The sequence below is a fragment of the Ruicaihuangia caeni genome (assembly GCF_040536845.1).
GTDB lineage: Bacteria > Actinomycetota > Actinomycetes > Actinomycetales > Microbacteriaceae > Ruicaihuangia > Ruicaihuangia caeni.
Genome location: NZ_CP159582.1, coordinates 268,050 through 287,955 on the forward strand (window position 1 = coordinate 268,050; position 19,906 = coordinate 287,955).

General features: G+C 68.3%; 16 protein-coding genes. 10 read left to right on the forward strand and 6 right to left on the reverse strand.

All coding sequences use genetic code 11. The features are described from left to right. Positions 1-9 precede the first annotated feature (9 nt). Positions 10-3,972, forward strand: coding sequence for an SCO7613 C-terminal domain-containing membrane protein (locus ABV606_RS01260; RefSeq protein ID WP_353988050.1), 3,963 nt, complete (start codon positions 10-12; stop codon positions 3,970-3,972). A 25-nt stretch (positions 3,973-3,997) separates the two neighbouring features. Here ABV606_RS01260 and ABV606_RS01265 read toward each other — a convergent pair whose 3' ends face one another. After that, entirely contained in the window at positions 3,998-4,708 is a 711-nt protein-coding gene (locus ABV606_RS01265) for an SOS response-associated peptidase (RefSeq protein ID WP_353988051.1), read from the reverse strand. 299 nt (positions 4,709-5,007) lie between these two features. On the opposite strand from ABV606_RS01265, the gene ABV606_RS01270 reads away from it, so the two are divergent. Then, entirely contained in the window at positions 5,008-5,208 is a 201-nt protein-coding gene (locus tag ABV606_RS01270; RefSeq protein WP_281487572.1) for a DUF2510 domain-containing protein, read from the forward strand. A gap of 48 nt (positions 5,209-5,256) precedes the next feature. Here the strand turns inward: ABV606_RS01270 and ABV606_RS01275 are convergent, their stop codons facing one another. Further along, entirely contained in the window at positions 5,257-6,276 is a 1,020-nt protein-coding gene (locus ABV606_RS01275) for an Fpg/Nei family DNA glycosylase (protein ID WP_353988052.1), read from the reverse strand. Continuing rightward, positions 6,276-6,761, reverse strand: a complete 486-nt coding sequence (locus ABV606_RS01280; protein WP_353988053.1) for a ribose-5-phosphate isomerase — start codon at positions 6,759-6,761, stop codon at positions 6,276-6,278. Before ABV606_RS01280 ends, ABV606_RS01275 begins: the two co-directional genes overlap by 1 nt. A 296-nt stretch (positions 6,762-7,057) precedes the next feature. Here ABV606_RS01280 and ABV606_RS01285 point away from each other — a divergent pair, with 296 nt between their 5' ends. Further along, on the forward strand, positions 7,058-7,693 hold the full coding sequence (locus ABV606_RS01285) for a hypothetical protein (protein ID WP_353988054.1): 636 nt from the start codon (positions 7,058-7,060) through the stop codon (positions 7,691-7,693). On the opposite strand, the gene ABV606_RS01290 is transcribed toward ABV606_RS01285, so the two are convergent. Continuing rightward, a complete protein-coding gene (locus ABV606_RS01290; RefSeq protein ID WP_281487568.1) occupies positions 7,656-8,264 on the reverse strand; it encodes a mycothiol-dependent nitroreductase Rv2466c family protein in 609 nt (202 codons plus the stop codon). The two genes, ABV606_RS01285 and ABV606_RS01290, sit on opposite strands and share 38 nt — an antisense overlap. A gap of 201 nt (positions 8,265-8,465) precedes the next feature. Here ABV606_RS01290 and pepN point away from each other — a divergent pair, with 201 nt between their 5' ends. The 3 genes from pepN to ABV606_RS01305 all read left to right on the forward strand — a co-directional run bounded on the left by pepN (position 8,466) and on the right by ABV606_RS01305 (position 12,566). Then, on the forward strand, positions 8,466-11,003 hold the full coding sequence (pepN, locus tag ABV606_RS01295) for an aminopeptidase N (protein WP_353988055.1): 2,538 nt from the start codon (positions 8,466-8,468) through the stop codon (positions 11,001-11,003). Between the two features lie 83 nt (positions 11,004-11,086). Further along, complete coding sequence (locus ABV606_RS01300; protein WP_353988056.1) at positions 11,087-12,151, forward strand: mechanosensitive ion channel family protein; 1,065 nt, start codon at positions 11,087-11,089, stop codon at positions 12,149-12,151. Further along, positions 12,144-12,566, forward strand: coding sequence for a globin (locus ABV606_RS01305; RefSeq protein ID WP_281487565.1), 423 nt, complete (start codon positions 12,144-12,146; stop codon positions 12,564-12,566). The genes ABV606_RS01300 and ABV606_RS01305 overlap by 8 nt, the downstream gene beginning before the upstream one ends. Before the next feature lie 44 nt (positions 12,567-12,610). Here ABV606_RS01305 and ABV606_RS01310 read toward each other — a convergent pair whose 3' ends face one another. Then, entirely contained in the window at positions 12,611-13,534 is a 924-nt protein-coding gene (locus ABV606_RS01310) for a M56 family metallopeptidase (RefSeq protein WP_353988057.1), read from the reverse strand. A gap of 4 nt (positions 13,535-13,538) precedes the next feature. Continuing rightward, complete coding sequence (locus ABV606_RS01315) at positions 13,539-13,880, reverse strand: BlaI/MecI/CopY family transcriptional regulator (protein ID WP_281487563.1); 342 nt, start codon at positions 13,878-13,880, stop codon at positions 13,539-13,541. Positions 13,881-13,964: 84 nt separating this feature from the next. On the opposite strand from ABV606_RS01315, the gene ABV606_RS01320 reads away from it, so the two are divergent. From ABV606_RS01320 to cydC, 4 genes are read left to right on the forward strand one after another with little or no spacing between them, the layout of a single operon-like run. Next, complete coding sequence (locus tag ABV606_RS01320; protein ID WP_353988058.1) at positions 13,965-15,389, forward strand: cytochrome ubiquinol oxidase subunit I; 1,425 nt, start codon at positions 13,965-13,967, stop codon at positions 15,387-15,389. A gap of 9 nt (positions 15,390-15,398) precedes the next feature. Further along, positions 15,399-16,448 (forward strand): cytochrome d ubiquinol oxidase subunit II, encoded by a 1,050-nt coding sequence (gene cydB, locus ABV606_RS01325; RefSeq protein ID WP_353988059.1) that lies wholly within the window; start codon positions 15,399-15,401, stop codon positions 16,446-16,448. A 5-nt stretch (positions 16,449-16,453) separates the two neighbouring features. Then, positions 16,454-18,106: a thiol reductant ABC exporter subunit CydD gene (gene cydD, locus ABV606_RS01330; protein WP_353988060.1), complete on the forward strand. Its 1,653-nt coding sequence runs from the start codon at positions 16,454-16,456 to the stop codon at positions 18,104-18,106. After that, on the forward strand, positions 18,099-19,793 hold the full coding sequence (gene cydC / locus ABV606_RS01335) for a thiol reductant ABC exporter subunit CydC (RefSeq protein WP_353988061.1): 1,695 nt from the start codon (positions 18,099-18,101) through the stop codon (positions 19,791-19,793). The genes cydD and cydC overlap by 8 nt, the downstream gene beginning before the upstream one ends. Positions 19,794-19,906: the final 113 nt, after the last annotated feature.

Here is a 19,906-nt window from a genome sequence, read left to right on the forward strand (position 1 = left end):
GGGAATCGAGTGACCGATCCGCACGGCTTCGAGCGCTTTGCCGCGCCGTTGACGATGCCGAGCAGCCCCGAGCAATTGCGTGACACTGCCAGTTGCCCGGCCTGCTTCAATCGCTTGCAGGGACCGCTGTGCCGCGCATGCGGGCTCGACCTTGCGCACCCCGCCGCCCGTGACCTCCTCGAGGCGTCACAGGACGCGGCGGCGGCGCTGGACCGCCGTGCCGGAGTGATCGGCCGCATCCGCTTCGAGACCTCGCAGCGAATGACCGCTGCCGCGTCGCCGCTGCCCGCCGCTCCGACGGCGGCGTTCTCGGTCGCGATGCCGGAGAGCGAGATGCCAGCTGCTCCTGCCTCGGCCACCGGGGCGGCCACGGCCCCGCCGGTTGCCGCATCAGCCCCAGCGAGCGCGGCGCCGACGTTCACTCCCCCGGCCGGGTTCGCCGTGCCGCCACAGCCCCTCCCTCGCATGCACAGCGCTCAGGATGCGGAGCTCCCCCGCCGCTCGAGCGTGCAGGTCGCCCTGCTGGTCGTCGGCGTCACGCTGCTCTCGATCGCGGCGATCTTCTTCCTCGTCTACGCGTTCATCAACTTCGGGCTCGTGTGGCGCAGTGTGATCGTAGGCGGTCTGACGCTCGCCGCATTCGCGACGTCGCATGTGCTCGCGAGACGTGGACTCTCGGCCACAGCAGAGGGCATCGCCGCGTTCGCGCTGGTGCTCGCCTATCTCGATGCCTGGGCGATACGCGAGAACGACCTCTTCGGCACTGCAGCCTCAGACGGGCTGCAGTACTGGGGCACCTCGCTCGTGATCATCTCGGCCGCCGCAGTCGTGTGGAATCGACTGTCAGGCTTGCGCGTGCCGAGCCTCGCCGGATTCGCATTCCTGCTGCCCGGTGTCGCGCTGCTCGGCCTCGGCGTTGGCTTCACCGATTTCCCGGACCGTCTGTTCGCCGGCTCGATCGTCGCAGCGGTCGCCGGGTTCGCGTGGACGCTCACACCGAAGACGACCGAGCGCACGATCGTGCTCGGTCAGACGCTGCTCGCGGTGGTGGTCGCAGCGATGAGTGCGGCCTTTGTGGGCGACCCGCGCTACACACCTTTGGTCGCGCTGCTCGCTGTCGCCGCCGTGTCGGCTGCGCACACCGTCGTCGCGCTGCGCATCAGCGACGCTTCGACGGTGCCTCCGAGCGGCCCCGCGTCAGAGTCGTCTGGGGCCTCTGGGTGGTCTGCGCCGTCTGAGGCATCGGCGAGCGGCAGCGATATCGCGGAACGACGGAAGGCGAATCGGCGGACAGGAGCGCAGATCGCGCGCGCCTTCGCCTTCGCGTTCGGCGCGGTGGCCGGCGCCGCCGTCGCGGCATCCGCGCTGCCGCTGGATACCGGCTGGGCGCCCTACCCGCTCCTCGTGCCGCCCCTGCTCGCCGTCATCATCGCCCTCGCGCTCGATGCGGTGGCCGGAACGCGTCACGGAACAGCGAGGCGCGTCTTCGCCGCGGCATCGATAGCCGCGACAGTGGTCGCGGGTCTCGCTGCGATCCAGCCGATCGGAACCGCAGTCCTGGAATCGTTGCGTGCCGCGGCGCTCGGTCTTGCCTTCCCGTGGCGCGAGCCCGCCGACGTCGTGATGAGCGGTCCCCTCGAAGACTTGGCGTGGTCGCTGCTCTTCATGCTCGGCTCGCTCACGATGGCGGCGGTCCTGTGGCGGCTCACGGGGGCGCTCCAGCACCGGTTCCCCCTGGTGCTCTGGTGGGGCGCCCTGCTCGCTGTGACCGCGGTGCCGATCGCCGAACCGCTCTGGGCGAGGCTCGCGGGCTGGTCGACCATCGCGCTCGCATCGCTGCTCGCCGCTCCCCTCTGGAGGCGCGAGGCCTCGTGGCGCATGCCGCTCATGGCGATGGCGATCACAGCGACGGCCCTGGCATATGCCGCATGCTGGTCGAGCCGCGACACCTGGTGGGTCCAATCGGTCGTCGTGCTGCTCGTGCTGCTCGGCATCCGCTGGCGCACGCAGTCGAACTGGGCACCGCCGATCGTGACCGGTGTCGGTGTCGTCTTCCTGGTCGGCAGCGCAGCGATGGCGGCGGCGCACCTCGCATTCGGTGAAGCGCTCCTCCCTGGTGTGGATGCGGTCGATCGTCTGCGCTTCGCCAGCATCATGGCCACCCTGCTCTTCGGCCTCGGGGCGGCGTGGATGCCGGGCACCGCCGATCGGCGTGTCGTCTTCTGGCTGGCGGGATCCTCTGCGGCGGTGACGGTCTCCCTTGCGACAGTGATCGCGCGCTCCTTGCCCCAGACGGCACGCGAAACGTTGATACTGCCCGAGCCCGGCGTCGGACTCGTGATCGCACTCGCGCTGATCGCGGCCATCCTGGTGTGGCTTCGTGGAGGAGACCGCACCCAACCGGAGCTCCGTCCCGAACGGCTCGCGGCATCGACCGCCCTGGCGCCGGCACTGGCACTCGCTGCCGGCGAGTTCGCCCGGCTCATGCCTGATGCGGTGTTCTTCGAGACGATCGCATCGAGCAGCGCTGCGCTCGTCGCCGCGGCCGGGTCGCTCGCCGCGCACACGCTTGGGCGAGAAGCTCTTCCCCGCTGGTCGAAGGATGCCGGTGTCGCGATCGTCGCGCTGCCGGCGCTCGCGGCTGCTGCAGCTGCAGGCTCGAGCGCCCTGTGGCTGGTCCTCGTTCTCAGCGGCGTCACCGTGCTCTTGCTTGCGATCGATCGCGACGGCCTCTTCGCGTCGGCCTCGCAACGCCGCCATCTCGGATGGCTGGCGCTGGCGCTCACCCTCGCTGGGATGTGGTGGCGCCTCCGAGACGCTCACGTGGCCGCATTAGAGCCATATCTGCTGCCGCTCGCGGGGTCATTGATCGCCGCCGGCGTGCTCATCGCCCGGCGCCGCGGCGCGCACCGCGCGGGTGCCCTGATCGCACTGGCCGGAGCGCTCGTCGGCATCCTCCCGCTCGCAGCCGACTACGCCGACGGCGCGGCGCTGCCGGCCATCGTGCTCTTCGGTGTGAGCGGGCTGCTGCTCCTCGCGGGCTCGGCGCTGCAGGGCGTCGTGACCGAGTGGCACGCTGCCGCCCTGGCGGCCGGCGCGGCTGGCGCGACCTCGACTGCGCTCGCGCGGGCGCTCCTGTCCCATCCGGCCGACCTCGAGCGCGACTGGTGGCTGCTGGCGCTCGTGGCGGTGCTGGTGCTCGCATCACTCGCACTCGCTCAAGCACTCGACCTCGCGTTCGACAGGGAACGAGTCGGCCGGGACGACCAGTTCGCCGCTGTCCACCGGTTCTCGATCGGGAGGCCGGTCGCAGCATCCGGACTGCTGGCGCTGGCGATGGTCGCCGCAACTATCGGTGAAGCGAGCGCATTCGATGCCTCGGCCGGGGACGCTCGCGCACTCCTCCTCGTGTCGGCGCTCGGCGCGGTGCACGTGCTCTCCGTCGTTCGCGACCGCGCCCCCTTCGAACGCTGGGTCGGCTGGCCCGCGATCGGCCTGGCTGCCGTCACGGCAGTGATCGCGCTCGTCGTCGTCGAACCGATCGAGCTCGTCACCGTGCCGCTCGGAACGGCGCTCCTGCTCGCGGGCGCGGTGCGAATGCTTCGCGATCCGGAAGCGGGTTCGTGGCCGTGGCTCGCGCCAGGGCTGCTCGCGATTCTCGTGCCCTCACTTGTCGCGACGGTCGATGATCGCCCATTGTGGCGGCTGGTGGGCATCGGAGTGATCGCCGTGGCGGCGATCGTCGTCGGGGTCACCCGCCGCCTGCAGTCGCCGTTCGCCATCGGAGTCGCGGCCGCGCTCGTGCACGGCATCGCGACGTTCCTCCCGCAACTGCGCACCGTCTACGAAGCAGTGCCGTGGTGGCTGTGGCTCGGCGCCGGCGGCGTTCTGCTCATCGTGCTCGCGGCGCGCTACGAGCAGCGGCTCAACAACCTGAAGTCGATGGCCCTGCGCTTCGCGGCCCTTCGCTGACAGGCGACCCCATCGACTGGACGCCCTAGAGCGAGTTCACGGGCTCGATCAGGCTCGGGCCGTCGCCGCTCAGCGGAGCGACCTCGTGCGCGGTCAACTGCTGCGCTTGTGCCTGCGACATCCGCACCGCCTCATCGACCATGCGCTGGTCGCCGGGTGCTGTCGGGTCGAGCCACCAATCCCAGGCCTCATGAGGGAGCGGCATCGGGTTCCGAGGGTGGATCCACTCAAGCTGATCGGTCGCGGGCATGGTCAGGATCGACGCGGTGAGCTGCCACTCTCCGGTGCCCTTCCACCACGAATAGAGCCCGGCGAAGGCGATCGGGTGTTCCGGATGCCGGATGAAATAGGGCGTCTTACGCTTTCCCTCGGTCTTCCACTCGTAATAGCCGGCTGCGGGCACGAGCGCCCGTCTGCTCACGACCGAGTCTTTCCAGATGGACTGCGAGCCCGCCGTTTCCGCCCTCGCATTGAACGTGGGGAACTTCAGCTTTCCGTCGCGTGACCACCCAGGGATCAGGGACCACCGCGCCGCCTCTGCTCGACGTATGACCGCGCTCGCCGGGTCGTGCCGATCGGCCAGGGTCTCCACCAGTACCGGAATCTGCTGCGTCGGTGCGACGTTGTACGAGGAGACCCAGCCGGGGCGCCAGTCCTCCGGCCTCGCGCCGGTCTGCCAAACGAACTCGGCGATCATCTCGTTGACCTCGTCATCGACTGCGAAGCGGCCGCACATGGCATCAGCGTACGCAGTTCCGGGGCCGCGTCGAGGCACCGCGACACGCCGATGAGATGTTGTCGAGCGCTCGACTTCGGATCTACTATTGGAGCAACATTCACGTTGTGTTTCCCACCCGAACACCGTGAAGCCCGAGAGCGGTACCCGCCGCTCGCACTCGCAAGACCGCACCCACCCCGGGTCACGCGAGATTCACGCGAAACACCCGCCCATCCCGAAGACCGGCACACCCCCGAGCCGGTCAGATGATCGAACCCGAAATACCCGCATCCGCGGTCTCACCCTAGGAGCCCGTCATGTCTTCGGACGCACCCGTTTCCACCGTCCCCGCAGGTTGGTATCCCGACCCGCTGGGCACGTCATTGCTCCGCTGGTGGACCGGCGTCAGCTGGTCGGAACGGCTTGAGCACCGTCGCCCCGAGATCCATCTCGCACCTGGCGCCGTCGACCACTACGAGGGCGACGACCTGCCGGTGCGCATGCGCGAATTCGCCTGATCCGCGGCTGCGGCAGCAAGACGGCATCCCTGCTCAGATCTGGCAGGTTCAGGTCTGGCAGACAGGACACCAGTAGAGCTTGCGCCCGGCCACGAGTTCCATCGCGATGTTCGTGCCGCATACCCTGCAGGGCAACCCTGCGCGGTGATATACCCAGTGCCGGTCATCCCGGTGCACGAGCGCGCGCCGATACGCCTCTTCGTCAAGTCCGTCCATGGTCATCATCTGACCGACGCGCACGCCGTCGACCAAGAGCCTCGTCCAGTCGCGCCACAACTCCCTGACCAAGTCCTCGGGCACCTGCTTCCCCGGGGTGTGCGGGTCGAGGCCGGCACGGAACAGCAGTTCCGCGCGATAGATGTTGCCGATCCCGCTCACGATCGACTGGTCCATGAGCAGCACGCCGATCGGGGTCGCTCGTCTGCGAACGGCGGCGGTGAACCGTTCCTCGCCCCCCTCGGGGCTGTCGACGAGCGGGTCGGGGCCGAGCCGAGCGATCACCGCTGCCACCTCATCGACCGTGATGACCTCGCAGGCGGTCGGTCCCCGGAGGTCGGCACACGACGACTCGGTCAGGAGTCGCACGCGCACCTGTCCGATCGGCTCGGGCGGGAACACATCGATGTCCTCGCCCTGCTTCTCGTGCTCCGCCATTCGCAGCCGCGTGCGTCGCGGTGCTCCGATGCTGTGCAGCGAGTCCTCTGCAGCGGCGTCGATGATGGGAGAACCAGCGGACCGATCGGGCGACCCATCACCGGAATCGTCGTCCGAGCGTCCTTCGGCACCCTCCGCATCGTCGTCAGCCAGCGTTGCCGTGGTAGACACCGTGACGTCGCCCGTGAAGTCCCAGGCGCCGTACATGCCCAGGTGCACCCTGAGCCAGTCGCCGTCCTCGAACTCCAGGAACATGTGCTTGCCGACCGCTCGGGCATCGGTCATCACTCGCCCATCGATCTTCGCCGCGCCGGCGGCGAACCGCCCTTGCGGCGACGAGGCGCGCACAGTGTGCCCGACGAAGTGCTCGGCGAACTGGCGGGCGATGCGGTGTACGGAGTGACCCTCGGGCATCAGTGGATCTCGTGGCCCGCAATCGCGCCCGTCGTCTCGTATTCGGCGAGCTGCGCGATGCGGCGCGCATGGCGCTCCTCCCCGGAGAACGGGGTCGCGATGAAGGCGTCGATGAAGAGCACCGCCTCATCGATCGAGTGCTGCCGGGCACCGATCGAAATGACGTTGGCATCGTTGTGCTCGCGGGCGAGGCGAGCCGTGTCGTGGTTCCAGACCAGTGCGGCGCGCGCGCCTTCGACTTTGTTCGCTGCCATCTGCTCACCATTGCCCGAGCCGCCGAACACGACGCCCAGCGCCTCGATGCCCGCCCGCTGGTCGGCGACCACGGCGCGCGCCGCGTTGATGCAGAACGGGGGGTAGTCGTCGAGCGGGTCGTACTCCTTCGGCCCGTGATCGATGACCTCATGCCCTTCACGCTCGAGGTGCTCTTGAAGATCGCGGCTGAACTCCAGACCGGCGTGGTCGGTGGCGATGTGGATGCGCATGGGCCCAAGTCTATGCAGCGGTACCGGGCGAGCCGGCTGCTCCGGATGCCGGGGCGCACCGCTCGCGATCCCTCTGCGTTCGCACGTCGGCATCACTCGCGGAGCCGGTGAGCACACGGCGATCACTCAGCGAACTGAGGCCGAGAACCATTGATCTTGGCCCCCGAAAGGAGCACATTGGTATGACGCACACGCCCCTAGCGGAGGTGGCTCAGATGAACCCGACGACGATGTCACCGCTCATGCCGATACTCTCGGCCGGTCGACACAGGAATCCGCGCCGCGGCGCTTGCTTCATGGAGTTCGCATCGTACCTTGCGGGCGAGCGATGGAGCGATCATCCGAAGTGCACGCACGCGGGGCTCGCGAATCTCGCGCGCATGGTGAATGACTGCACGAGCGACGCCGCGCGCAGCGAGTTGGCGCCCATGATCCCGTCGGTCATCGGCCTGACGAGCGACGATGTGCGGCTCGACATGCTGCTCGCGGTCGAGGCCTCGGCAGCAGCGCTCCCGGTGGCGTTCGAAGAGCGGCAGCGCTCGCTCGCGGTCGGAGCGCTCGTGCTCGAGGCAACGCTGGATGCGCAAGGCGGCATGCCCGACGACATGCGGAGCAGGCTTCACGCTGCGTTCAGCTCGGCTCCAGCGGCCGAGCGGTGGGCGCGCGGTTTCCTTGGCCGGTACTTGCGCAAGCTGCCCCGCGAAATGTCGGCGCGCCATTGCCGGTGCCTCGTGCAGAGCGCGGTCGACGGCATCGCGCTGGCCTGTGTGGATGACAACGATGCCCGACTCCGCCGACTGCTGAAGCGCGGCATCGAACTCGCACACCAGTTCGTCGATGCCGAGCGCGTCGCCGAGCAGACCGCATCCGCGGCAACCGCCTCGACCGGAACGGTCAGTCGAACTGCGGACCGCGAGTACGCGAGCGCTTGAGCTCGAAGAAGCCGTCGTAGGAGGCTGCAGCGACGACGCCGTCCCAGAGACGCAGCGCGTCGTCGCCCCGCGGCGCCGGTGAGATCACAGGGCCGAAGAACGCCACCCCGTCCACCGAGATGATCGGCGTGCCCACGTCCTGACCGACGCGACCGATGCCCTCGGCATGGCTCGCCCTCAGTTGCGCGTCGAACTCGTCGCTGTCTGCGTACCGGGCGAGCGCGGGGTCGAGTTCAAGCGCCTCCAGTGCACCGGCGATGACGGCATCCGCGTCGACGGACTCACCCGGGTGGATTCGCTCGCCGAGCGCGTCGTAGAGCGGCTTCACGAGCTCGCGACCGTGGAGCTCCTGCACTGCAGTCACGAGCCGCACGTATCGGATGGCCCGGTCGAGCATGGTCCGGTAGTCGTCGGGGAGCTCGTTGTTCTCGTTCAGCACTGTCAGGCTCATGATCCGCCAGTCGATCTCCACCTCGCGGTGCCGAGCCACCTCGTCGACCCACCTGCTGGCCATCCAAGCCCAAGGGCAGGAAGGGTCGAACCAGAAATCAACACGAGTCGGAGCAGCCATGCCGTTCACGGTACCCGAGGCGTCTGAGCACTCCGGCACCCCCGATCTCGGGTGCAGGCGTGAGGTAGGTCCGGCGCTTCTGCTGGAGGGTCCGACTCGCGGGCTAGGCTTGATCATCGCGGCGACACGCCGACGCGTCGTCTCGCTCGAAGCCGTCAGTCGAAGCCGTCACTCGACGTCGTCCACCGAAGGAGCAGGCACGTGCCAGGAGAGAACCTCACCCGTCTGGAAGCGCAGGAACGACAGCGCCTCGTGGAGGTCGCGAGCTACGACGTGGCGCTCGACCTGACGGTCAGCGACGAGGTGTTCTCTTCGGCGACCACTGTGCGGTTCTCCGCCGAACCCGGCGCTTCGACCTTCATCGATCTGATCGCACGTCGAGTGCACAGGGTGGTGCTCAACGGTCGTGCCCTCGACCCCCGCACGGTGTTCGCCGAATCTCGCGTGCAACTCGACGGCTTGCGCGAGCAGAACGTGCTCGAGATCCTCGCGGATGCCGAGTACACGAACACGGGTGAGGGCCTGCACCGCTTCGTCGACCCCGTCGACGGCGAGGTCTATCTGTACTCGCAGTTCGAAGTGCCCGACAGCCGCCGCATGTTCGCCGTCTTCGAGCAGCCTGATCTCAAGGCATCCTTCCGCTTCATGGTGACGGCGCCCGCCCGCTGGCAGGTCGTCAGCAACTCGCCGACTCCCGAGCCGGTCGTGCGCGGCGATAGTGCGACGTGGTCGTTCGCGCCGACACCGCGCATCTCGTCGTACATCACGGCGCTCGTCGCGGGGCCGTACGACGTCGTGCGGAGCGAGCTCACCAGCAGCGACGGCCGTACCATCCCGCTCGGCGTGTTCTGCCGGGCATCGCTGTCGGAGTACATGGACGCCGACTACGTCTTCGAGAAGACGCGGCAGGGATTCGCGTACTTCGAGGAGCACTTCGACTACCCGTACCCGTTCGAGAAGTACGACCAGCTCTTCGTGCCCGAGTTCAATGCGGGCGCGATGGAGAACGCAGGCGCGGTCACGTTCACGGAGACCTACGTCTTCAGGAGCAAGGTCACGGATGCGGTCAAGGAGCGCCGCGTCGTGACGATCCTGCACGAGCTCGCTCACATGTGGTTCGGCGACCTCGTGACCATGAAGTGGTGGGACGACCTCTGGCTCAATGAGTCGTTCGCCGAGTGGGCTTCGACTATCGCCACCGCCGAGGCGACCGAGTGGCACGAGGCGTGGACGACGTTCCAGGCGATGGAGAAGACCTGGGCGTATCGCCAGGACCAACTCCCCTCGACGCACCCGGTTGTCGCCGAGATCAACGACCTCGAGGATGTGCTCGTCAACTTCGACGGCATCACCTATGCCAAGGGCGGCAGCGTGCTCAAGCAGCTCGTCGCTTGGGTCGGCCGCGATGCCTTCTTCGCCGGCGTTGCCGCGTACTTCAAGAAGCACGAGTGGGGCAACACCGAGCTGCGCGATCTGCTCGTGGAGCTCGAGGCGACCAGCGGGCGGGAACTCGGCGAGTGGTCGAAGCTCTGGCTCGAAACCGCCGGCGTCAACACCCTGCGGGCCGAGATCGAAGACGACGGCGAGACCATCACCTCGTTCGCCGTGCTCCAGAGCGCGCCTGACGACTACCCCACCATCCGGCCGCACCGCCTCGCCATCGGCTTCTACAACCTGCGCGACGGCAAGCTCGTTCGCGAGCACCGCGTTGAGCTCGACGTCGACGGCGAGCGCACGGAGGTGCCTCAGCTCGCCGGCAGCCGCCGTCCCGACCTGGTGCTGCTGAACGACGACGACCTGACCTACGCGAAGATCCGCCTCGACGAGCGCTCGCTCGAGACCGCGCTCGCGCACCTGAGCGATATCGATGAGCCGCTCGCGCGGGCGATCGTGTGGGGCGCGGTATGGGATGCGACGCGGGATGCCGAGACTCGCCCGAGCGACTACGTGCGTCTTGTTCTGCAGAACATCGCTGCGGAGACGGAGTCGACGACCATCCGCACCACGTTGAATCAGCTGGTGACGACGGTGCGGCTGTATGTCGATCCGGCAACGCGCCAGGGAATCCTTGAGCAGGCCGCGACAGACCTCTGGCGTCTCGCCGAGCAGGCCGAAGCTGGAAGCGACGCCCAGTTCCAGTTCGTCAAGTTCTTCTCGGGTCTCGCCTCGACCTCTGAGCACGTCGACACACTCCGCGGATTGCGCGATGGCGCCATCGCGCTCGAGGGCCTCACGATCGATACCGACCTGGGGTGGGAACTGCTCGAGGGGCTCGTGCTCAACGGTGCCGCGGGCGAAGCCGAGATCGCGAAGGCCCTGGAAGCCGACAACACCGCGAATGGCCAGCAGGCCGCAGCCCGAGCGCGCGCGACGATCGCCACTGCAGAGGGCAAGCTCGCAGCGTTCGAGGCAGTGATCAACGACACCTCGCTGCCCAACGCGATCGTGCGCAACGCCGCGCTCGGCTTCCAGCACGTGAATGACGCAACGCTGCTCCAGCCGCTGGTCGAGCGCTACTTCGACCAGATCGCCGCGGTGTGGAGCGAACGCAGCTACCACATGGCCGAGACCATCATCGTCGGACTCTACCCCGCGCCGCTCGCGTCGCGTGAGTTGGTAGAGGCGACTCGCGCCTGGCTGTCGGAGAACGCCGAACCGCCCGCGCTGCGGCGACTCGTGATCGAGGCGCTCGCCGGCGTGGAACGCGCGCTCGCCGCGCAGGAGCGCGACCGGCGGTGATCATCATCCCGAACTGGTGCCGGGGCGAAGCTCCGGCGAGGGTTGCGTCGGTGCACGCACCACGTTCACGCTGAGGGATGCGCATGGAGGAATTCACGACGTTCTGGGCCGGGCTGGCCGAATTCTACGAAACCTGGCGCATTCCGATCACAGCCGTGCTCGTGATCGTCGGCGCCGTGGTCGTCCGCGTGCTGCTGCATGCGGTCATCAGGCGGGTCGTGCATCGCATCGTGACCGGTGTCAAGAAGCGCAACCAGGTCGAAGACACGCAAGCCCTGCAGGCGTCGCCGCTCGCAGCGGTTCGGATCGTGCAGCGCACCAGGGCGCTCGGCGGCGTGTTCAACAGCATCGTCACCGCAACGGTCATCGTTGTGACCGCGCTCGTGCTCATCGCGATTCTCTTGCCGAACGCGACCGCCGCGTTCGCCGTCATCAGCGCCGCCGTCGGTGCGGGCCTCGGCTTCGGGGCCCAGAACATCGTCAAGGACATCCTCAACGGCCTGTTCATGGTGAGTGAAGACCAGTTCGGGGTCGGGGATGTCGTGGACCTCGGACCCGCCACGGGTGTGATCGAGCACGTCGGCATCCGCATCACGCACGTGCGCGATGTGAACGGCACGCTGTGGTTCGTGCGCAACGGTGAGATCGCGCGCGTGGGCAATATGTCGCTCGGGTGGGCCCGCGTCATCACCGATCTTGCAGTGCCGTATGAGCACGACATCGACCAGGTGCAGCAACTGGTGTTCGACGCCGCGAACGACATGGCCACCAATTCGAAGTGGCGCACGCGCATTCTCGAGCGACCGGAGGTGTGGGGCATCGAGTCGATCTCGGATGAGGCCGTCATCGTGCGAGTCGTCGTCAAGGCGCGATCGTCGAGCCGCGACGATGTCGGCCGCGAGCTCAGGGCTCGCCTGAAGCGGGCGCTCGACGATGCCGGCATCCGCCTGCCGTCGCTGAACAGTGTGGTGCTCAGCGGATTCGAAGGGGCGACGAGTGTGATGGGTTCACGGCCCCCGCAGACCGCTCCACTGCCCACTCGAAACACCGCGCCGAGGCGCAAGGGTGTGCTGCGCATGCAGAAGAACACGGGTGCCGACGACGCGCATCGCCCGAACGACTCGAAAGACACGAAGGACCATGGCTGATCTGACCCTCCGCACCGGCGAGCACGGCGATGCGGCCCTTGAGACCTTCTGGGCTCAGGTCGGCGGGCGCGCCACCTTCGAGCGCCTCGTGCGACGCTTCTACGAGGGCGTGCGCGGCGACGAGTTGCTCTGGCCCATGTATCCCGAGCACGATCTCGAAGGGGCGATCCAGCGACTGACGGGCTTTCTCGAGCAGTACTGGGGCGGACCGGCCGACTACAGCCGGGAACGGGGCCATCCTCGCCTGAGGATGCGGCACGCGGCGTACAAGGTGAACCCGGCCGCGCGCGATCGCTGGCTGCACCATATGCGCGTCGCCGTCGACTCACTGGAGCTGCCGCCGCTGCAGCACGAGACGCTCTGGGACTATCTCGAGCGCGCAGCGCACTCCCTGGTCAACACCTTCGACGAGTGATCGCACCCCGGGCCGTCCGTCCGGCCATCGGACGAATCCGGGGCCTACAGAAGGCCGAGCATGAAGATCGCGGGGGCGAGCGCGAGCGCGGCGGAGCCGGTGAGCACCGCGCTCCGAGCCGCGGGCGAGAGCGGTCGGTTCCCGGGCTCCAGTCGCTCGGCGCGGCGCTGCACCGCGACAGCGTCGGGCACGTAGCCGGTGCCCGAGGCATCCGGGGATTCCCAGGCACTGCCGACTCGCTTGATGGCGCGCGCGAGGGTCTCCCCACTCACGGTGCGCCGCGCTTCGTCGTCGGCGAGCATCTCGACCAGTTCCGCGACTGAGCGCTCTGCACGATTCGCGATCGGGAACCACGGCAGCGCAGCGTTCCACGCCTTGAAGGCGAGCAGCACGAGGTGGTGCTGCTGCCGCAGATGCGTGCGCTCATGCGCCAGCACCGCCTCGAGCTCGTCGTCGGCGAGCAGTTCGATGAGGCCCTGCGAGAGCACCGTGATCGTGTGCACGCCGGGCAGGCAATAGGCCACAGGCGCGGGATGATCGAGCATCCGAGCCCCTGGTTGCGACGGGATCGGGGAGCTCAGCAGGCCGACCAGCTCGCGGTGCCGACGGCGCTGACGCTCGGTCACGGCAGCCGTGCGTGCGAGATTCAGCAGCAGATGGATGCCGAGGATCACCGCGGCGCTCAACGCCAGCCCTTGCGTGACACCCACCGCAGCAGGCAGCGGCCCGGCGAACAAGGCCCCTGCGAACACGGGCACAGCCTCGACGAGCCCGAGCCCGGTGGGCAGCAGCCCGTAGCCCAGCAGCGATCCGATCATGGCGAGCCCGCCGCCGAGCGCGATCGCCTGCCAAAGGGCGAGCGCAACCGCCGGCGATCTCGTGGTCCAGCGAGCGCGTGCCAGCACCACCGGCACGGGCCACGCCAGCAGCACCGCGAGAAGCGCGATCGCTGCGCAAGCGATTGCCATCGGCTCAGCCGAGCAGTCGTCGGAGCGTGTCGGCCTCTCGGGGAGTCACCGTGTCGACGAACCGCGCCAGTGCGGCCTCTCGATCCGAAGCGCTGCCGAGCACCTCGAGCATGAGCTCGGCCGTGTGGTCGGCACGACTGCGGCGAGCGCTGAATCGTTTGGGGCGGCGATCGCCGTCAGCCGCCACGAAGCCCTTGGCCTCGAGCCGGCTCAGCACGGTGAGCATCGTGGTCTGCGCCAGCGCGCGCTCGGCGAGGCAGTCGCGCAACTCATTCGCGGTGAGCGGCGCCGAAGCATCCCACAGCGCGTCCATTACTGCGCGTTCGAGTTCTCCAAGCCTTGCCATGGACCCCAGTTTAGCTGCACCACGGGCGATGCTCTACGCTCAGTAGAAGAAACTTCTACGCCCTGTAGAGAACGGACGGAGCGCGTGAACGAACTCCTCGACCCGCTGCTGCTCGCGCGGTGGCAATTCGGGCTCACCACGATCTACCACTTCCTCTTCGTGCCCATCACGATCGGCATGGCGACGACGGTGGCGATCTTCCAGACGGCGTGGGTGCGCACGGACAAGGTCGTCTATCTGCAGCTCACTCGCTTCTTCGGCACGCTCTTCCTCATCAACTTCGCGATGGGCGTCGTGACGGGCATCGTGCAGGAGTTCCAGTTCGGCATGAACTGGTCGGAGTACTCCCGATTCGTCGGCGACGTGTTCGGTGCACCGCTCGCTCTCGAGGGCCTGCTCGCGTTCTTCCTCGAGGCGACGTTCATCGGGCTGTGGATCTTCGGCTGGGACAAGCTCCCCCGCCGTCTTCACCTCGCGACGATCTGGGTCGTGGCCGCCGGAACCGTGCTGTCGGCGTACTTCATCATCGCCGCGAACGCGTTCATGCAGAACCCGGTCGGGTACGCCATCAACGAGGCGAAGGGCCGAGCCGAGCTCGTCGACATCTGGGAGCTGCTGACGAACCCGGTCGCACTTGCGGCCTTCCCGCACACGATCTTCGCCTGCTTCATGGTGACGGCCGGCCTCATCATCAGCGCCGCCGCGTGGCACCTTGCGAGAGGACAGCACCGCGAGAGCATGCGACCCGCGCTCCGGCTGGGACTGTGGATGATGGTGATCGCCGCTGCGCTCACCACGTTCTTCGGCGATCAGCTCAGCCTCTCGATGGTGGCGACGCAGCCGATGAAGATGGCGGCTGCGGAGGCGACCTTCAACACGGTATGCGGAGCGGATGCCTCGTTCTCGGTGTTCACGCTGGGCACACCAGATGGATACACCGAGTTGTTCTCCATTCGCATCCCATATCTGCTGTCGCTGCTGTCGACGCACAGCCTTGACGGGTGCGTCGAAGGCATCATCGATCTGCAGGGCCAGTACGAATCGCTCTACGGGCCTGGTGACTACGCGCCCATCATCTGGATCACGTACTGGTCGTTCCGCTGGATGATCGGTCTCGGCCTGGCGCACGCGGCGATCGCCGCCGTCGGTCTGTGGCTCACCCGGGGTGGCCGCGAGCCGAGGCTCTTCCGCATCCCTCCGCGACTCATCTGGGGCGTTGCGATCTGGTCGTTCCCGCTGTCGCTCGGTGCCATGATCGTCGGCTGGATCTTCACCGAGATGGGACGGCAACCGTGGCTCGTCTTCGGGCTCCTGCCGACGGAGTCGGGCGTCTCGCCGAACGTGAGCGGCCTTGAAGTGCTGATATCCCTGGTCGCGTTCACGCTCGTCTACGGCACCCTCGCGGTCGTCGAGTTCCGACTCATCGTTCGAGCGATCCAGAAGGGACCGGCCACGCCCTCGGTCGACGAGCAGACCGGACGCGCCGAACCCGCCACGACGGTCTACTAGGAGGACCCCATGGATCTTGCAGGATTCGATCTCCCAACCCTCTGGTTCTGGATCGTCGCGGCGCTGTTCATCGGCTACTTCGTGCTCGACGGATTCGACTTCGGCGTGGGGATGACGTTGCCGTTCCTCGGACGCGACGACGTCGACCGCCGCGTGCTGATCAACACCATCGGGCCGGTGTGGGATCTCAACGAGACGTGGGTCATCGTCGCGGGCGCCGCGCTCTTCGCGGCGTTCCCCGAGTGGTACGCGACGCTCTTCAGCGGCTTCTATCTCGCTTTGCTCGTCATCCTCCTCGCGCTCATCGCGCGCGGCGTGTCGTTCGAATACCGCCACCAGCGGCCCGAGGCCAGCTGGAAGGCCCGCTTCGATCTGATGATCATCATCGGCTCGGCCGTGCCCGCCATGCTGTGGGGCGTCGCCTTCGCGAACATCGTGCAGGGTGTGCCGCTCGATGCCGAGCACAACTACATCGGAACCTTCTTCGACCTGCTCAGCCCGTATGCGCTGCTCGGCGGTCTCACGACGCTCATGCTGTTTTTCACGCATGGCGCGGTGTTCGTGACGCTGAAGACAGCCGGCGAGATCCGAGAACGGGCGCAGCGATTGGCCGCGCGGAGCGGAGCGATCACGGTCGTGGTCGCCGCGGCGTTCTTGCTGTGGACCGGGTTCGCGCACGGCGCGGGCTGGTTCTGGCCCTTGGCCGCCGTTGCGGCGGCATCGCTCGTGGCAGCACTGCTGGCAAACCTGCGCGGTGCCGAGGGCGTGTCGTTCACGTTCATGGCCGTATCGATCGCCACCGCCGTGGCCGCGCTCTTCGCGGCCCTCTTCCCCGATGTGATGCCGGCATCGAACGACGCCGCGAACGGCCTGACGATCGAGAACGCCGCCAGCTCGCCCTACACGTTGACAGTGATGAGCTGGACCGCGCTGATCTTCTTGCCGCTCATCCTCGCCTACCAGGGATGGACGTACTGGGTCTTCCGGAAGCGGATCACCAGGCAGACGATCGAGAACGCCGAACTCGACCAGTCGGCAGCTGAAGAGGCGGCGCGCTGACCACCATGCGCCCATTCGACCCTCGGCTGCTCCGCTTCGCCCGCTCGGCACGACTGCTGCTCGTGTCGGGCATGCTCATCGGCGTCGTACAGACCGCGGCGATCGTCGGTTTCGCATGGGCGCTCGCCGGCCTTGTGACCGGTTTCATCGAGGGCAGGCACGCCTTCGAGCTCCGCGGTCTCATCGCGCTCTTCGCCGCGAGCGTCGTGGTCCGCGCCCTCGCCGCCTGGCTCTGGGAGCTCACGGGTCTTGCGGGTGCGGCTCGCGTGCGGCAGGAGCTGCGCAAGCAGGTGCTCGCGGCGGCAGCGAGCCTCGGGCCAGATCGGCTCCGCGACCGCTCGAGCACTGAGCTCGCCACGGTGGCCGGCCCGGGCCTGGATTCGCTCGACGGCTACTTCGCGCGCTACCTGCCGCAGCTGCTCCTCGCCGGCATCGCGACGCCGCTGCTGGTCGTGGCCATGTGGTCGGCCGACCCGCTGAGCGCTGTGATCGTCGCGCTCGCGCTGCCGCTCATCCCCGTCTTCATGGTGCTCATCGGGCTCGCGACGAGCGCAGTGCAGCGTCGCCAGTGGGAAGCCCTACAAGAGCTGGCGCGGGCGTTCCTCGAAGTCGTCGGAGGCCTCGCCACCTTGATCCTGCACGGCCGTCAGCACCGGCAGGTCACTCGCCTCCGCGCCGTGACGCACGACTACCGTCGTCGCACCATGCGCGTGCTGCGCGTGACTTTCCTGAGCGGGTTCGTGCTCGAACTCGCGGGTTCGCTCTCGGTCGCCCTGGTCGCGGTGACAGCCGGCCTCCGCCTCGTCGACGGCACGATGGACTTCTTGCCGGCGCTGTTCGTGCTCGTGCTCGCCCCCGAGGTGTTCCTTCCGGTTCGCAACGTCGGTGCGCAATTCCACGCATCGGCCGACGGCATGGCGGCAGCCGAGAGCGCGTTCGCCATCATCGAAGAAGCAGCGGATCACAGAGCGCAGTCGGAGCCGGGCGACACGGATGCTGCGAGAGTCGATTCGCTCTCTGCAGCGGCGCCCGCTGCCGCGGGACTGCACGTGCGCGGTCTCACCGTGCAGCGCGGCGACCAGCGCATCGTCGACGCGTTCGACATGGATGCGGCAAGGGGCCAGGTCTCCTTGATCGCCGGCGAGAGCGGCGCTGGCAAGAGCACGGTGCTGGACGCGCTGCTCGGCTTCGCCCCGGCATCCGGCCTCGTACTGCTCGACGGTGCGCCGTTGACCCTCGATCGCATCGCATGGGCGGGTCAGCGCCCACAACTGGTCGCCGGCCCCATCATCGACAACGTCACGCTCGGTGCGAGGCGCATCGACACCTCGCTCGTTCAGCGCTGCTTGGCGCTCACAGGCCTCGCAGGGCTGCCCCTGGAGCGCACTCTGGGTCCCGGAGGCTCTGGGCTCTCTGGAGGGCAGGCGCAGCGCCTCGCGGTGGCCCGCGCCTGCTATCGCCTGCTCGAACGGGATCTGCCGTTGCTGCTCCTCGACGAGCCGAGCTCGGCGCTCGACGAAGCCGCCGAGACCGCGCTGATCTCCTCTCTCCGTGAGCTCGCGGCAGAGGGTCGCATCGTGGTCGTCGTCGCCCACCGGGAGTCGGTGTTGCGGCGCGCCGACGCGGTCGTGCGGGTAGGAGCGCTCGAACATGTCTGAACCACGCTTGTCGCCGGCAGCTCGCGCGGTGCTCGGACTCGCTCGCCCCCCGCTTCACCGCCTGCTACCGGCGATCGCGGCCGGAGCGCTCTCCGCCGCGAGCACGGTCGCGCTGCTCGCCTGCTCGGCGTGGCTCATCACGCGCGCCGCTGAGCAGCCGCCCATTCTCTTCCTTTCGCTCGCGGTCGTCGGGGTCCGCGCATTCGCGCTCTCTCGTGCGGTGTTCCGCTACCTCGAGCGCCTGCTCGGGCATGATGCCGCGTTCCGTGAACTCGCCGAACTGCGCACCGGCATCCTTTCTCGGCTCATTCCGATCGCGCCTGACGGCACCCGAGCGCTGCGTCGCGGAGAGCTGTTGAGCCGGCTCGTGCACGATGTCGACGACCTGCAGGAGCTTCCGCTGCGTGTGATCCAGCCGCTCGCCAGCACCCTGGTCGTGCTGACCGCTGCGGTCACCGGCATCGCAATGCTCGACGCCTCGGCGGCCGGAGTGCTGCTGCCGTGCCTGATCGTGGGTGTGGTGCTCGCCGTCACGACGCAGTCACTCGCGGCCGCACGCGCCGAGCGCACGATCGGCCCGCTGCGCGGTGCCCTCGCCGATGCGCTGCTCGATCACTTCGGCGCCTTCGAGACCCTCCGGGCGTTCGACGCTGAGGGAGCCAGTCGCGAACGCGTGCTCGCACTCGGGAACGCACTGCAGCGGGCGAGCGCGCGTGCCGCTGCGGGCGCTGGTCTCACCGCAGCCGTCATGGCGCTCGCGAGCGGGGCGGCAGTACTGGGATCGGTGCTCGTGGCTGTGCCGTCCCTTTTCGCGGGTGACATCGGCGCACCAGCGTTCGCGGTCGTCGCCATGGTGCCTCTCGCGGTGTTCGAGGTCGCCGGTGCGGTGCCCCTCGTGATGCAGGCGAGGCGGATCGCACACGCCGGGGCCGAGCGCGTGGCCGGCGCCGTGCCGGCGGAGGCTCCAGCGGGCGTCCCAGTCGCACCCGCTCGACCGGCATCCGTGCCGGCCGGAGCGCCGCACATCGCCCTGCGGTCGCTCAGCGCGCGCTGGCCCGGGTCGGATCGGCCGGCGATCAAGGACGTCGACCTGACCCTTGCACCAGGAGAGCGTGTGCTGCTGCAGGGTCCGAGCGGGTCGGGCAAGACGACGCTCGCGCATGTACTGGTCCGCTTCATCGACTATCAGGGCTCGTACCGGATCGGCGGCATCGAGGCGCGCGAGCTGCATCCCGATTCCGTGCGCCGCATCGTGGGGCTCTGCGAGCAGACCCCGTGGCTGTTCGACATCGATCTCAGGCAGAATCTGGTGTTCGCGAAGCCGGAGGCCGACGACGAGGAGCTTCTGGCAGTGCTCGAACGCGTCGGTCTCGGCGACTGGGTGCGGGCGCGGGGTGGGCTCGACGCTCCTGTCGGAGAGCGTGGCGCACTCGTCTCCGGTGGTCAGGCCCAGCGCATCGCCCTGGCGCGAGCGCTGCTCGCCGACGCCCCGGTGCTGGTGCTCGACGAGCCGACGGCGAATGTCGACGGCGCGCGCGCCGAGACGCTGCTGCGGGACCTGCTGGCGGCATCCGGCGATCGGACGGTGCTCCTCATCTCCCACACCGGCGCTCCCACGGAACTCATTGATCGGATCGTCGACCTCGAGCCCACGAGGGAGACGGACGACACGCCCGCCTCAGCTTGACCCGTTCCGCGAGCGCGCGATCCCGGGCGTTCGCTAGGTTGTCTGCACGGATGCCGGTGAGGCGGGTCGCTCTCAGCACACCCCGGCCGAGCGTCCGCGCCGCGATGGAGCGG

What these genes read in the sequence shown, in the direction of transcription:
- cydD (WP_353988060.1), top strand. Translation starts at nt 16,454, where the DNA reads ATGCGCCCATTCGACCCTCGGCTGCTCCGCTTCGCCCGCTCGGCACGA.
- ABV606_RS01270 (WP_281487572.1), top strand. Translation starts at nt 5,008, where the DNA reads ATGTCTTCGGACGCACCCGTTTCCACCGTCCCCGCAGGTTGGTATCCC.
- ABV606_RS01265 (WP_353988051.1), bottom strand. Translation starts at nt 4,708, where the DNA reads ATGTGCGGCCGCTTCGCAGTCGATGACGAGGTCAACGAGATGATCGCC.
- cydB (WP_353988059.1), top strand. Translation starts at nt 15,399, where the DNA reads ATGGATCTTGCAGGATTCGATCTCCCAACCCTCTGGTTCTGGATCGTC.
- ABV606_RS01285 (WP_353988054.1), top strand. Translation starts at nt 7,058, where the DNA reads ATGGAGTTCGCATCGTACCTTGCGGGCGAGCGATGGAGCGATCATCCG.
- ABV606_RS01275 (WP_353988052.1), bottom strand. Translation starts at nt 6,276, where the DNA reads ATGCCCGAGGGTCACTCCGTACACCGCATCGCCCGCCAGTTCGCCGAG.
- ABV606_RS01290 (WP_281487568.1), bottom strand. Translation starts at nt 8,264, where the DNA reads ATGGCTGCTCCGACTCGTGTTGATTTCTGGTTCGACCCTTCCTGCCCT.
- cydC (WP_353988061.1), top strand. Translation starts at nt 18,099, where the DNA reads ATGTCTGAACCACGCTTGTCGCCGGCAGCTCGCGCGGTGCTCGGACTC.
- ABV606_RS01300 (WP_353988056.1), top strand. Translation starts at nt 11,087, where the DNA reads ATGGAGGAATTCACGACGTTCTGGGCCGGGCTGGCCGAATTCTACGAA.
- ABV606_RS01310 (WP_353988057.1), bottom strand. Translation starts at nt 13,534, where the DNA reads ATGGCAATCGCTTGCGCAGCGATCGCGCTTCTCGCGGTGCTGCTGGCG.
- ABV606_RS01315 (WP_281487563.1), bottom strand. Translation starts at nt 13,880, where the DNA reads ATGGCAAGGCTTGGAGAACTCGAACGCGCAGTAATGGACGCGCTGTGG.
- ABV606_RS01305 (WP_281487565.1), top strand. Translation starts at nt 12,144, where the DNA reads ATGGCTGATCTGACCCTCCGCACCGGCGAGCACGGCGATGCGGCCCTT.
- ABV606_RS01280 (WP_353988053.1), bottom strand. Translation starts at nt 6,761, where the DNA reads ATGCGCATCCACATCGCCACCGACCACGCCGGTCTGGAGTTCAGCCGC.